This window comes from Pseudomonas sp. SbOxS1 (assembly GCF_013416725.1).
Lineage (GTDB): Bacteria > Pseudomonadota > Gammaproteobacteria > Pseudomonadales > Pseudomonadaceae > Aquipseudomonas.
This window is the reverse complement of record NZ_JAAVXC010000015.1, coordinates 231,542-244,194: the sequence shown is the minus strand read 5'-3', so window position 1 is coordinate 244,194 and position 12,653 is coordinate 231,542. Positions and strand designations below refer to the sequence as shown.

The window sequence follows — 12,653 nt, the reverse complement described above, 5'->3', positions numbered from 1 at the left end:
ATTTCATGCGTGAGCAAGGTTTCAGTCTGATCGAATTGCTTATGGGACTCGCGATTGCCGGGATTGTTCTGCTGCTGGTCAGTCCGGCATTTGCAGCGCTTGTAGAATCGAACCATCGCGAGGAGGCGGCCAAGTCACTTGTCAGCGGTCTGCGCAGTGCAAGAAGCGAAGCGATATCACGCGGTCAAGCCGTCGTGGTTCACGGCATAAACGACGACTGGAGCCAGGGCTGGCGGATCATTCTGGATGTCAGCGGCAAGGGGCACGAAGACCCCGGCAATCCGCTGCTGGTCGAGCGCCGCAGCGGTATGGGCGTGGCGATTTTCGGCAATCAGTATGTCAGGACTGCCGTACGATTCGGCCCACTGGGCGAGCCGGTGTCCGGGGGTTTTCAAGCAGGGACATTGCATGTGTGCTCGGCACGCGCCGCGCAGAGCCAACACCAGGTGGTGCTGGCCTCGAACGGTCGCATCAGCCTGCGCAGCGAGAAGACCACGCAGGCGTTATGCGCGACCTGAAGGCTCAGAGCAACGAACGGACCCGCAGTTCCTTGGGCATGGAGAACGTGATGTTCTCTTCACGACCGGCCAGCTCATCGGCACCGGTGGCGCCCCAGGCCTGCAATTGCTGAATCACGCCACGCACCAGGACTTCCGGAGCGGAAGCGCCAGCAGTGATGCCGATCCGTTCGACACCGTCGAACCAGCTCTTGTCCAGGTCCTCGGCACCATCGATCAGGTAGGCCGGGGTCGACATGCGTTCTGCCAGTTCGCGCAGGCGATTGGAGTTGGAGCTGTTCGGACTGCCGACCACCAGTACCACATCGCATTCGTCGGCCAGTTGCTTGACCGCGTCCTGGCGGTTTTGCGTGGCGTAGCAGATGTCGTCCTTGCGCGGGCCGCCGATGGCCGGGAAACGCGTACGCAGTGCGTCAATGACGCGACTGGTATCGTCCATGGACAAGGTCGTTTGGGTGACGAACGCCAGTTTCTCCGGATTCTGCACCTGCAGTTCGGCGACATCCTTTTCGTCTTCGACCAGATAGATTGCACCACCGTTGCTGGCATCGTATTGGCCCATGGTGCCTTCGACTTCCGGGTGACCGGCGTGGCCGATGAGGATGCATTCACGACCGTCGCGGCTGTAACGGGCGACTTCGATGTGCACCTTGGTGACCAGCGGGCACGTGGCGTCGAACACTTTCAGGCCACGGCCGGCAGCTTCGGTCCGCACGGCCTGGGACACGCCGTGGGCACTGAAGATCACGATCACGTCGTCCGGCACCTGGTCCAGTTCCTCGACGAAGATTGCCCCGCGGTTACGCAGGTCTTCGACGACGAACTTGTTGTGGACCACTTCGTGGCGCACATAGATCGGCGGCCCGAAGACCTCCAGGGCGCGGTTGACGATTTCGATCGCCCGGTCCACACCGGCGCAGAAGCCACGGGGATTGGCGAGTTTGATTTGCATGCTGTGCCTCGTGTCTTGCGCGCGAAAAATTGGATCGTTGCGACTCACTGTAGGAGCTGGCTTGCCAGCGAAGAGCCCATCACGTTCACCGCTAGCCTTCAAGATCCCTTCGCCGGCAAGCCGGCTCCTACAGAAAAGCGTTTACAGCGCTTTGACGGAAATGATTTCCACGTCAAAGGTCAGCGTCTTGCCCGCCAGTGGATGGTTGAAGTCGATGGTCACTTGCGCGTCATCGAACTCTTTGACCACACCCGGCAATTCAGTATTGGCCGCATCGTTGAAGATCACCAGCAAACCTGGCGACAGCTCCATGTCCTGGAACTGCGAACGCGGGATGATCTGCACGTTTTGCGGGTTGGGCTGGCCAAACGCGTTTTCCGGCTCGATGCTCAGTGTACGCTTGTCGCCCGCCTTGAAACCGAACAACGCGGCTTCAAAACCTGGCAACAGGTTGCCGTCACCGACCTTGAAGGTCGCCGGGGCTTTATCGAAGGTGCTGTCCACCGTGTCGCCATTCTCCAGGCGCAATGCAAAATGCAAGGTGACTTCCGTGTTCTGGCCGATGCGTTGCTCAGCCAATACCTGTTCAGTCATGAACGGCTTCTCCGGTCTTTTTACTTTTGAACATATCCAGTGCCAGCATTACCGCACCAACCGTGATAGCACTGTCGGCGAAGTTGAACGCCGGGAAATACCAGCGGTTCTGCCAATGCACCAGGATGAAATCGATCACATGGCCCAAGGCTATGCGGTCATATAGATTGCCCAGCGCGCCACCCAGCACCAACGCCAGCGCGACGGCCAGCCAGGTTTCGTTGCGACCAAGACGCTTGAGCCAGACCACCAGCACTGCGCTGACCACGACCGCGATCAGGGCAAACAGCCAGCGCTGCCAGCCGGAGCTGTCCGCCAGGAAGCTGAACGCCGCGCCGGTGTTGTAGGCCAGAGTCCAGCTGAAGTAATCGGGGATCACCACGATTTGCTGGTACATCTGCAACGAGCCTTCGAAGTAGAACTTGCTGGCCTGGTCGATGATCAGGACCAGCAAACTCAACCAGAGCCAGCCCAGCCGTCCAAAACGGCCAACGGCATTAGGCATAGTGACGAACCTCGCCCGCGCCGCTGATGTTGTCGACGCAACGACCGCAGATTTCCGGATGCTCCGGGTTCACGCCGACGTCTTCACGGCAGTGCCAGCAACGGGCGCACTTGGCGAAGGCCGACTTGACGATTTTCAGCTTCAAGCCGCTGACTTCGGTGACTACCGCGTCCGCGGGTGCCTGTACAAAAGGCGCAACGCTGGCAGTGGAAGTGATCAGCACGAAACGCAGTTCGTTGCTCAGCTTGGCCAGGTCGGCGGTCAGCGCGTCTTCGGCGAACAGCGTCACTTCGGCTTGCAGGTTGCCACCGACGGCCTTGGCCGCGCGCTGGATTTCCATCTCTTTGTTGACCGCGACCTTCACTTCCATGATGCGGTCCCAGTAGGCGCGACCCAGCTCGAAGCCTTCCGGCAGCTCGGTCAGGCCTTCGTACCAGGTGTTGAGCATGACGGACTCGTTGCGCTCGCCCGGCAGGTATTGCCACAGCTCGTCGGCGGTGAACGCCAGGATCGGGGCGATCCAGCGCACCAGCGCTTCGGAGATGTGGAACAGCGCGGTCTGGCACGAACGACGGGCCTTGCTGTCGGTACCCGTGGTGTACTGACGATCCTTGATGATGTCCAGGTAGAAACCGCCCAGCTCCTGCACGCAGAAGTTGTGGATCTTGGAGTACACATTCCAGAAGCGGTATTCGCTGTAGTGCTCTTGCAACTCGCGTTGCAGCAACAAGGTGCGGTCCACGGCCCAACGGTCCAGCGCCAGCATTTCTTCGGCTGGCAGCAGGTCGGTGGCCGGGTTGAAGCCGGTCAGGTTCGAGAGCAGGAAGCGCGCGGTGTTACGGATACGCCGGTAGGCGTCCGCACTGCGCTGCAGGATCTGCTCAGACACTGCCATTTCGCCGGAGTAGTCGGTAGAAGCGACCCACAGACGCATGATATCGGCGCCCAGGGTGTCGTTGACTTTCTGCGGTGCAATGACGTTGCCCAACGACTTGGACATCTTGCGGCCGGACTCGTCAACGGTGAAACCGTGGGTCAGCAGCTCGCGGTACGGCGCGTGGTTGTCGATGGCGCAACCGGTCAGCAGCGACGAGTGGAACCAGCCGCGGTGCTGGTCCGAACCTTCCAGGTACAGGTCGGCGCGTGGACCGCTTTCGTGGCCCATCGGGTGCGAACCGCGCAGGACGTGCCAGTGCGTGGTGCCCGAATCGAACCAGACGTCCAGGGTGTCGCTGATCTTGTCGTACTGCGGCGCTTCATCGCCCAGCAGTTCGGCGGCGTCCAGCTTGAACCAGGCCTCGATGCCTTCGCCTTCGACGCGCTTGGCGACTTCTTCCATCAGTTCAACGGTGCGTGGGTGCAACTCGCCGCTTTCCTTGTTCAGGAAGAACGGGATCGGCACGCCCCAGTTGCGCTGGCGGGAGATGCACCAATCGGGACGGTTGGCGATCATCGAGTGCAGGCGCGCCTGGCCCCAGGCCGGCACGAACTGGGTCTCTTCGATGGCTTTGAGCGAACGCTGGCGCAGGGTGTCGCCCGTGGTCGGCTGCTTGTCCATGCCGATGAACCACTGCGCGGTGGCGCGGTAGATCAGCGGGGTCTTGTGGCGCCAGCAGTGCATGTAGCTGTGTTCGATGATGGTGGTGTGCAGCAGCGCGCCGACCTCGGTCAGCTTGTCGACGATGGCCGGGTTGGCCTTCCAGATGAACTGGCCGCCGAAGAATTCCAGCGAAGTCGCGTAGACGCCGTTGCTTTGTACCGGATTGAGGATGTCGTCGTTGACCATGCCGTATTTCTTGCAGGTCACGAAGTCGTCCACGCCGTAGGCCGGTGCGGAGTGAACCACGCCGGTGCCGGCGCCCAGTTCAACATAGTCAGCCAGGTACACAGGCGACAGACGGTCGTAGAACGGGTGGCGGAAGTTGATCAGTTCCAGCGCCTTGCCCGTGGTGGTCGCGATGACCGAGCCTTCCAGGCTGTAGCGCGCCAGGCACGACTCAACCAGCTCTTCAGCCAGGACCAGCAGTTTGTCGCCGACATCGACCAGGGCGTAGTTGAATTCCGGGTGGACGTTCAGCGCCTGGTTAGCCGGGATGGTCCACGGGGTGGTGGTCCAGATCACGATCGAAGCAGGCTTGGCCAGCGATGGCAGGCCGAAAGCGGCAGCCAGGCTGGCTTCATCGGCAATCGGGAACGCCACGTCGATGGTCGAGGACTTCTTGTTCTCGTACTCGACTTCCGCTTCGGCCAGGGCCGATCCGCAGTCGAAGCACCAGTTCACAGGCTTCAAGCCTTTGAACACGAAACCGCCCTTGACGATTTCGGCCAGGGCACGGATTTCACCGGCCTCGTTCTTGAAGTCCATGGTCTTGTACGGGTTGGCGAAGTCGCCCAGCACGCCCAGACGGATGAATTCGGATTTCTGCCCTTCGATCTGCTCGGTGGCGTAGGCCCGGCACAGTTCGCGGGTCTTGTCCGCGCCCAGGTTCTTGCCGTGGGTCACTTCGACCTTGTGCTCGATCGGCAGGCCGTGGCAGTCCCAGCCCGGAACATAAGGCGCGTCGAAGCCCGACAGGGTCTTCGAACGGATGATCATGTCCTTGAGAATCTTGTTCAGTGCGTGACCGATGTGAATCGTGCCGTTGGCGTACGGAGGACCGTCGTGCAGGACGAACTTCGGACGATCCTTGCCAATCTCGCGCAACTTTCCGTACAGGCCAATGCTGTCCCAGCGCTGCAGAATCTGCGGTTCGCGCTGAGGCAGGCCGGCCTTCATTGGGAAGGCGGTGTCCGGAAGGTTTAGCGTGGCTTTATAGTCGGTCATTTAAGGCTCTTCATTAGCGATTGGCGCTAGGTGCGACAGGGCACGGGCGGCGGCGACATCCGCATTGATCGCCGTCTTAAGCGCCTCCAGAGAGGCGAAACGCTGCTCTTCACGCAGCTTTTGGTGGAAAACCACCGTCATACGCCGGTCATACAGATCGCCGGCAAAATCTAAAAGATGTACTTCGAGGTGGGCTTTGCCATCTCCCTGGACCGTGGGTCGAACGCCGATATTGGCGACGCCAGGCCAGGTCTTCCCGTCCAGGTCGACGCTGACCAGGTAAACCCCGGTAAACGGTACGCGACGACGCTTGAGCTGAATGTTGGCGGTGGGCGTACCCAACTGCCGCGCCAGCTTCTGGCCATGCAACACGCGACCAGCGATCCGGTACGGGCGACCCAGCAGGCGCTCGGCGAGGGCAAAGTCAGCGGCGGCGAGCGCATTACGCACCTGGGTGCTGCTGACGCGAATACCGTCGAGCTCGACGGTTTGCGCCGCTTCGACGGTGAAGCCCTGCATGACGCCGGCCTGTTGCAGGAAATCGAAATCCCCTACCCGGTCACAGCCAAAACGGAAGTCGTCGCCGACTTCAAGGTGCTGCACGCCAAGGCCATCAACCAGGATGGTATCGACGAATTCACTGGCGCTGAGCTTGCTCAAGCGCTGGTTGAAAGCCAGGCACAGGACCCGGTCCACCCCTTCGGCCGCCAACAGCTGCAGTTTGTCACGCAGCCGGGCCAGCCGGGCCGGTGCCGTGTCCGGGGCGAAGAATTCCCGTGGCTGCGGCTCGAAAATCACCACGCAGCTGGGCACGCCCAACTCCAGCGCACGCTCGCGCAGCCGCGCCAGGATAGCCTGGTGGCCACGGTGTACACCGTCAAAGTTGCCAATAGTGGCGACACAGCCCCGATGCTGGGGGCGCAGATTGTGGAGGCCTCGAACCAGCTGCATAACGCGCTTCTTGCTCATAAAGTGGTCGATTATAACCACACCCGGCGGCCGACGACAGGCAACACCGTATCCCAAAGTAATCGAGCCGACAAAAACGCCGACTCGCCCCTGTTTATCCAGGCCCTGACCTTAACCAAGCGTCCTGCGATTGAAGTCGCGCAACCTGAAGCCCATCAACACTAACATGCCGAAATACGCCACCACACCGGCGATTACCAAAGCGCCCAGGCGCAGGAACCGCTCAGGCATCTGCCCCTCGCCCCAGGCGGGCATGAAATGCATCCCCGCCAGCAGTACAGCGGACATCACCACCACCGCGACCACCAGCTTGAAGCCGAACTTCGCCCAGCCCGGTTGCGGCTGGTACATCTGCTGCTTGCGCAGTTGATAGAACAGCAGCCCGGCATTCAGGCAGGCACCGGCACTGATGGCGAGCGCCAGGCCGGCATGGGCCAGCGGACCGATCAACAGCAGGTTGAACAACTGGGTGACCACGAGGGTGAAAATCGCGATTTTTACCGGCGTGCGGATGTTCTGTTGCGCATAAAAGCCAGGCGCCAGCACTTTGATCACGATAATCCCGAGCAAACCGACGGAATAAGCAATCAGTGCGCGTTGGGTCATGGACGCGTCATGGGCATCGAATTGACCGTACTGGAACAGTGAAACCGTCAGCGGCTCGGCCAGGATCCCCAACGCCAGGGCGCACGGCAATACCAGCAGGAAACACAGGCGCAGGCCCCAATCGAGGATTCGCGAATATTCCTGGCGATCCTTGCTGGCGTAGGTCTTGGCCAGGGTCGGCAGCAGAATCGTGCCCAACGCCACGCCCAGCACACCGGACGGCAACTCCATCAGGCGATCGGCGTAGTACATCCAGGACACCGAACCGGCAACCAGGAAGGAGGCAAAGATGGTGTTGATGATCAGCGAGATCTGGCTCACCGATACCCCGAGAATCGCCGGCAACATCTGCTTCATCACCCGCCAGACGCCGCTGTCGCGCAGATTCAGGCGCGGCAGGACCAGCATGCCGATCTTTTTCAGGTGGGGCAGCTGGTAAAGCAACTGCGCCAGACCGCCCGCCAGCACCGCCCAGCCCAGCGCCATCACCGGGGGATCGAAATACGGGGTCAGGAACAGCGCGAAAATAATCATGCTGACATTAAGCAGGGTCGGCACAAAGGCCGGCACCGAAAAACGGTTCCAGGTATTGAGGATGGCGCCGGCCAATGACGACAGGGAAATCAGCAGGATGTAGGGAAAGGTCACCCGCAGCAGACTCGTAGTCAGCTCGAACTTCTCTGGCGTATCGACGAAACCCGGGGCGGTCACCCAGATGACCCACGGGGCGGCAAGCATGCCCAACGCCGTGACGAGCGCCAATACCAGCGTCAGCAGGCCAGAAACATAGGCGATGAAGGTTCGCGTCGCCTCATCGCCTTTCTGGCTTTTGTATTCGGCAAGAATCGGTACGAATGCCTGGGAAAACGCCCCTTCGGCAAAAATCCGCCGCAACAGGTTGGGCAGTTTAAAGGCGATGAAGAAGGCGTCAGTCGCCATTCCCGCGCCGAATGCACGTGCGATGAGGGTGTCACGAACAAACCCCAAAACCCGGGAAAGCATCGTGATAGAGCTGACGGCGGCCAACGATTTGAGCAGATTCATTAAAAGAGTTCGTGCCTGTCGATAAACAGCAGGCGAACTACGCGCCTACTTATGCGATACTCCGCGCCGCAACAGCACAGAGCCAAAGCTCGCGAGTTTACAGGTCGCACGCTGGAAAGAAATATCCAGAGGTGTCGCACCTACCACTTAGCGGAACGTCTCAACCGCCCTTGACAAGACCTCAACTCATCGGCATGATTCGCGGCCTATTTTGTTTGCTATTTCCTAAAAAGTCTTTCGAGGAGCTCGACGGTGGCCAACTCACCTTCCGCCAAAAAACGTGCAAAACAGGCTGAGAAGCGTCGCAGCCACAACGCCAGCCTGCGTTCCATGGTTCGTACCTACATCAAGAATGTAGTTAAGGCCATCGACGCAAAAGACGCTGAAAAAGCTCAAGCTGCTTACGTTCTGGCTGTGCCAGTTATCGACCGTATGGCCGATAAAGGCATCATCCACAAGAACAAGGCTGCTCGTCATAAGAGCCGCCTGAATGGCCACGTTAAGGCCCTGAGCGTTGTCGCTGCTGCCTAAGCGACCCGCTCATTAAAAAACCGACCTCAGGGTCGGTTTTTTATTGCCTGCGATTTGATGAACACACAAAAACTGTGGGAGCGAGCCTGCTCGCGATAGCGTCATCACATTCAACATTCATGCTGACTGATGCACCGCCTTCGCGAGCAGGCTCGCTCCCACAGTTCTGATTGCGTCAGATTACTGGGCGCTCGCCCACGGCAAAATCGGGATCGCCGTCACCGCATTCTGCGGACTACCCTCGATCAAGCGATCGCTGTACACCAGATACACCAGCGTATTGCGCTTCTTGTCGAGGAACCGCACCACCTGCATGGTCTTGAACACCAGGGAGGTACGCTCCTTGAACACCTCGTCGCCGTCCTTGAGTTCACCCTTGAAGCTGATGGGCCCAACCTGACGACAGGCGATGGAGGCCTCGGCGCGATCTTCCGCCAGCCCAAGCCCACCTTTCACACCACCGGTCTTGGCGCGCGACAGGTAGCACGTCACCCCCTCGACCTTGGGATCGTCAAAGGCCTCGACCACGATGCGATCGTTCGGGCCGACAAACTTGAACACCGTCGACACCTGGCCAATTTCCTCGGCCGACGCCAGCAACGGCATCGCCAGCAGCAACCCCAACAATCCTTTTGCCATGCGCATCAGGTATTCCTTCAGACCAGGATCAGGTTATCGCGGTGAACCAGCTCCGGTTCCGCCATATAACCCAAGAGACCGACAATCGCCTCAGACGACTGACCGATGATTTTTTGTGCTTCCAGCGCACTGTAGTTGGCCAGCCCACGGGCAATTTCACGACCGTCAGGCGCCACGCACACCACCATTTCGCCGCGACGGAAGCTGCCCTGGACCAATTTGACCCCAACCGGCAGCAGGCTCTTGTTACCCTCGGACAACGCCGTCACCGCACCCGCGTCCAGCACCAGGGTGCCACGGGTTTGCAGATGCCCGGCCAGCCACTGCTTGCGTGCCGCCAGCATGCCACGCTCAGGTGAAAGCAAGGTGCCGATGCGCTCACCCGCCTTGAGGCGATCCAGCACGCGCTCCAGACGACCACCCACGATGATCGTATGCGCCCCGGACCGCGCCGCCAGGCGTGCCGCGCGCAGCTTGGTCTGCATGCCACCACGCCCCAGCGCACCACCAGTACCACCCGCCACAGCATCGAGCGCCGGATCATCGGCACGCGCCTCGTAGATCAGCTGGGCATCAGGGTTGTTGCGCGGATCGGCATCGAACATGCCATCACGGTCCGTCAGGATCACCAGCAGGTCAGCCTCGACCAGGTTGGCCACCAGCGCCGCCAGGGTATCGTTGTCACCGAATCGGATTTCGTCGGTGACCACGGTGTCGTTCTCGTTGATTACCGGGATAACCTTCAACTCGACCAGCGCACGCAAGGTGCTGCGGGCGTTGAGGTAGCGCTTGCGGTCGGACAGGTCATCGTGAGTCAGGAGAATCTGCGCAGTGTGCCGGCCATGCTCGGCAAAGCTCGACTCCCAGGCCTGCACCAAGCCCATCTGACCGATTGCAGCAGCAGCCTGGAGCTCGTGCATTGCACTGGGTCGCGTGGTCCAGCCCAGACGGCTCATGCCGGCCGCCACCGCCCCGGAGGACACCAGCACCAGCTCGACTCCCGCCTCGTGCAAGGCCACCATCTGTTCAACCCAGACACCCATTGCCGCGCGATCCAGGCCCTTGCCATCCGCCGTCAGCAAAGCGCTGCCGATCTTCACGACCCAACGCTGCGCACCTGTCACCTTGCTCCGCATCATCTTCAACCTTAGCTTGAGGGCAGCGCGACCTGGCACTGCCCGTGACGTTATTCGTGGTTACTCGTGACCAACAATCGATTTCCAGATACTAAAACGCCGCTCGATTGAGCGGCGCTTAAGTTTATCGCAACGAATCAGTCACGCACGTAAATGATTTCCGGACCGTCTTCGTCATCCACATCTTCTTCGTCCCAATCATCGTCGCCGATGTCGTGGACCGACTTCACGCCGCTGCGACGCAGGGCACGCTGATCGTCCAGCGCCTGCAGCTGGGCACGGGCTTCGTCTTCAATGCGCTGATCAAGGTCGGCCAGTTCTTCCTTGTAGGCCGGGTCGTTAGCCAGGCGATCGGCACGATCTTCCAGGTAACGCATGATGTCGTGGCACAAGCGCTCGGTATTCTGCTTGGCGATGGCCGAGATCACGTATACCGGACCGGTCCACTCCAGGCGATCAACGATTTCCTTGACCCGCTCATCGTGCTCTTCTTCAAGGATCTGGTCGCACTTGTTGAGGATCAACCAACGGTCACGCTCAGCCAGGGACGGGCTGAACTTGGTCAGTTCGTTGACGATCACTTCGGCAGCGTCCGGAGCGCTGGTGTCATCCAGCGGCGCCATGTCGACGAGGTGCAGCAGCAGGCGGGTACGCGACAAGTGCTTGAGGAAACGGATCCCCAGGCCAGCGCCGTCGGAAGCACCTTCGATCAGGCCCGGAATGTCCGCGACCACGAAGCTTTTCCAGCGATCGACGCTGACCACGCCCAGGTTCGGCACCAGCGTGGTGAACGGATAGTCGGCGACTTTCGGCTTGGCGGCCGATACCGAACGAATGAAGGTACTTTTACCGGCGTTCGGCAAGCCCAGCAGGCCCACGTCGGCCAGCACTTTCATTTCCAGCTTAAGGTCACGCTGCTCGCCCGGCTTGCCCGGCGTGGTCTGGCGTGGCGCACGGTTGGTACTGGATTTGAAACGGGTGTTGCCCAGACCGTGCCAGCCGCCATGTGCCACCAGCAGCTTCTGGCCAGCCTTGGTCAGGTCGCCGATCACTTCCTGGGTAGCGGAGTCGATCACGGTGGTGCCGACCGGTACGCGCAGCACCAGATCCTCACCCTTCTTGCCGGTGCAGTCGGTGCTGCCGCCGTTGGAGCCACGCTCGGCATCGAAGTGCCGGGTGTAACGGTAGTCGACCAGGGTGTTGAGGTTTTCGTCGGCGATCATGTAGACCGAGCCGCCATCACCACCATCACCACCGTTCGGACCACCGTTTTCGATGAATTTTTCGCGACGGAAACTCATGCAGCCGTTACCGCCGTCGCCAGCCTTTACTCGGATCGATACTTCATCAACAAACTTCATAACAAAACGCCTCTCGCCATACGGACGAGCCGAAAAACACTAAGACATAAGACTCTTGCAAAAATGAGCGCAGCGACCTCAATCAACGACCGCTAGAACCAGCGCCGGCAGCCCATACAAACAGTTTTGCAAGAGACTCACCCCACAAACGAAAAAGCCCCGTCGCGAGACAGGGCTTTTCCAGCGATCGCGCAATTAAGCCGCGACTACGCTCACGTAACGACGACCGAAGGCGCCTTTTACTTCGAACTTGATCACGCCTTCGACTTTAGCGAAGAGAGTGTGATCTTTACCCATGCCAACGCCGTAGCCAGCGTGGAATTGGGTGCCGCGCTGACGCACGATGATGTTGCCTGCTTTGATAGCCTGGCCGCCATACATCTTCACGCCAAGGCGTTTGGCTTCTGAGTCGCGACCGTTACGGGTACTACCACCAGCTTTTTTGTGTGCCATGAGTTCAATTCTCCTAGTGAGGAATTAGGCTGTAATTAAGCCTGAATACCGGTGATTTTGATCTCGGTGTACCACTGGCGGTGGCCCATACGCTTCATGTGGTGCTTACGGCGACGGAACTTGATGATGCGGACTTTATCGTGACGACCTTGGGAGATCACTTCAGCCACAACGGTAGCGCCAGCAACAACTGGAGCGCCGATATTCACGTCGTCACCGTTGGCAACCAACAGAACGCGATCAAAGGTAACGGATTCGCCGGTAGCGACTTCCAGTTTTTCGATCTTCAGGTATTCACCTGGGGCGACTTTGTACTGCTTGCCGCCAGTAACGATTACTGCATAAGACATGGTATTTCTCCGATAATCCTGCTCACCCAGCTCTTTATAAGAAGAGGTATTGGCTGGCATGGCTGCATGGGGCTGGAGGCCCGCTTGCAATTGCGTAAGGCAGGTGCTGCCCAGGAAGTTCAGGGTGCGCGATTGTACGCAAGGCACGAGTCCCTTGCAAGGGGCCGTCCA

At 59.8% G+C, this 12,653-nt stretch carries 13 protein-coding genes; 2 read left to right on the top strand and 11 right to left on the bottom strand.

Annotation, left to right across the window (positions count from 1 at the left end; all coding sequences use genetic code 11):
* Nucleotides 1-5 precede the first annotated feature (5 nt).
* On the top strand, nt 6-518 hold the full coding sequence (locus tag HFK74_RS17625; RefSeq protein WP_180204551.1) for a GspH/FimT family pseudopilin: 513 nt from the start codon (nt 6-8) through the stop codon (nt 516-518).
* Between the two features lie 4 nt (nt 519-522).
* Here HFK74_RS17625 and ispH read toward each other — a convergent pair whose 3' ends face one another.
* The 6 genes from ispH to murJ form a co-directional block, all read right to left on the bottom strand.
* Nucleotides 523-1,470: a 4-hydroxy-3-methylbut-2-enyl diphosphate reductase gene (gene ispH / locus HFK74_RS17620; RefSeq protein ID WP_180204550.1), complete on the bottom strand. Its 948-nt coding sequence runs from the start codon at nt 1,468-1,470 to the stop codon at nt 523-525.
* 141 nt (nt 1,471-1,611) lie between these two features.
* Nucleotides 1,612-2,049 carry an FKBP-type peptidyl-prolyl cis-trans isomerase gene (fkpB, locus tag HFK74_RS17615; protein WP_172435403.1) on the bottom strand — a complete coding sequence of 146 codons (438 nt, stop codon included), beginning with the start codon at nt 2,047-2,049 and terminating at the stop codon, nt 1,612-1,614.
* A 7-nt stretch (nt 2,050-2,056) separates the two neighbouring features.
* Nucleotides 2,057-2,569 (bottom strand): signal peptidase II, encoded by a 513-nt coding sequence (gene lspA, locus HFK74_RS17610; RefSeq protein ID WP_180204549.1) that lies wholly within the window; start codon nt 2,567-2,569, stop codon nt 2,057-2,059.
* Nucleotides 2,562-5,393 (bottom strand): isoleucine--tRNA ligase, encoded by a 2,832-nt coding sequence (gene ileS / locus HFK74_RS17605; RefSeq protein ID WP_180204548.1) that lies wholly within the window; start codon nt 5,391-5,393, stop codon nt 2,562-2,564. The genes lspA and ileS overlap by 8 nt, the downstream gene beginning before the upstream one ends.
* Nucleotides 5,394-6,344, bottom strand: a complete 951-nt coding sequence (gene ribF / locus HFK74_RS17600) for a bifunctional riboflavin kinase/FAD synthetase (RefSeq protein WP_008058292.1) — start codon at nt 6,342-6,344, stop codon at nt 5,394-5,396.
* Between the two features lie 129 nt (nt 6,345-6,473).
* Nucleotides 6,474-8,012, bottom strand: coding sequence for a murein biosynthesis integral membrane protein MurJ (gene murJ / locus HFK74_RS17595; RefSeq protein ID WP_180204547.1), 1,539 nt, complete (start codon nt 8,010-8,012; stop codon nt 6,474-6,476).
* Nucleotides 8,013-8,264: 252 nt separating this feature from the next.
* Here murJ and rpsT point away from each other — a divergent pair, with 252 nt between their 5' ends.
* The gene (gene rpsT, locus HFK74_RS17590) at nt 8,265-8,543 is read left to right on the top strand and encodes a 30S ribosomal protein S20 (protein ID WP_008058289.1); all 279 of its coding nucleotides are present in this window, start codon (nt 8,265-8,267) and stop codon (nt 8,541-8,543) included.
* 180 nt (nt 8,544-8,723) lie between these two features.
* Here the strand turns inward: rpsT and HFK74_RS17585 are convergent, their stop codons facing one another.
* The 5 genes from HFK74_RS17585 to rplU form a co-directional block, all read right to left on the bottom strand.
* Nucleotides 8,724-9,188: a CreA family protein gene (locus HFK74_RS17585; protein WP_033041012.1), complete on the bottom strand. Its 465-nt coding sequence runs from the start codon at nt 9,186-9,188 to the stop codon at nt 8,724-8,726.
* Between the two features lie 11 nt (nt 9,189-9,199).
* A complete protein-coding gene (gene proB / locus HFK74_RS17580; protein ID WP_180204607.1) occupies nt 9,200-10,318 on the bottom strand; it encodes a glutamate 5-kinase in 1,119 nt (372 codons plus the stop codon).
* Between the two features lie 137 nt (nt 10,319-10,455).
* Nucleotides 10,456-11,679, bottom strand: coding sequence for an Obg family GTPase CgtA (gene cgtA, locus HFK74_RS17575; protein ID WP_020798650.1), 1,224 nt, complete (start codon nt 11,677-11,679; stop codon nt 10,456-10,458).
* 195 nt (nt 11,680-11,874) lie between these two features.
* Nucleotides 11,875-12,132, bottom strand: coding sequence for a 50S ribosomal protein L27 (gene rpmA, locus HFK74_RS17570; RefSeq protein ID WP_003281574.1), 258 nt, complete (start codon nt 12,130-12,132; stop codon nt 11,875-11,877).
* A 35-nt stretch (nt 12,133-12,167) separates the two neighbouring features.
* Nucleotides 12,168-12,482, bottom strand: coding sequence for a 50S ribosomal protein L21 (gene rplU, locus HFK74_RS17565; RefSeq protein WP_007950961.1), 315 nt, complete (start codon nt 12,480-12,482; stop codon nt 12,168-12,170).
* Nucleotides 12,483-12,653 lie beyond the last annotated feature (171 nt).

What these genes read in the sequence shown, in the direction of transcription:
- HFK74_RS17625 (WP_180204551.1), top strand. Translation starts at nt 6, where the DNA reads ATGCGTGAGCAAGGTTTCAGTCTGATCGAATTGCTTATGGGACTCGCG.
- ispH (WP_180204550.1), bottom strand. Translation starts at nt 1,470, where the DNA reads ATGCAAATCAAACTCGCCAATCCCCGTGGCTTCTGCGCCGGTGTGGAC.
- lspA (WP_180204549.1), bottom strand. Translation starts at nt 2,569, where the DNA reads ATGCCTAATGCCGTTGGCCGTTTTGGACGGCTGGGCTGGCTCTGGTTG.
- ileS (WP_180204548.1), bottom strand. Translation starts at nt 5,393, where the DNA reads ATGACCGACTATAAAGCCACGCTAAACCTTCCGGACACCGCCTTCCCA.
- ribF (WP_008058292.1), bottom strand. Translation starts at nt 6,344, where the DNA reads ATGCAGCTGGTTCGAGGCCTCCACAATCTGCGCCCCCAGCATCGGGGC.
- murJ (WP_180204547.1), bottom strand. Translation starts at nt 8,012, where the DNA reads ATGAATCTGCTCAAATCGTTGGCCGCCGTCAGCTCTATCACGATGCTT.
- HFK74_RS17585 (WP_033041012.1), bottom strand. Translation starts at nt 9,188, where the DNA reads ATGCGCATGGCAAAAGGATTGTTGGGGTTGCTGCTGGCGATGCCGTTG.
- proB (WP_180204607.1), bottom strand. Translation starts at nt 10,318, where the DNA reads ATGCGGAGCAAGGTGACAGGTGCGCAGCGTTGGGTCGTGAAGATCGGC.
- cgtA (WP_020798650.1), bottom strand. Translation starts at nt 11,679, where the DNA reads ATGAAGTTTGTTGATGAAGTATCGATCCGAGTAAAGGCTGGCGACGGC.
- rpmA (WP_003281574.1), bottom strand. Translation starts at nt 12,132, where the DNA reads ATGGCACACAAAAAAGCTGGTGGTAGTACCCGTAACGGTCGCGACTCA.
- rplU (WP_007950961.1), bottom strand. Translation starts at nt 12,482, where the DNA reads ATGTCTTATGCAGTAATCGTTACTGGCGGCAAGCAGTACAAAGTCGCC.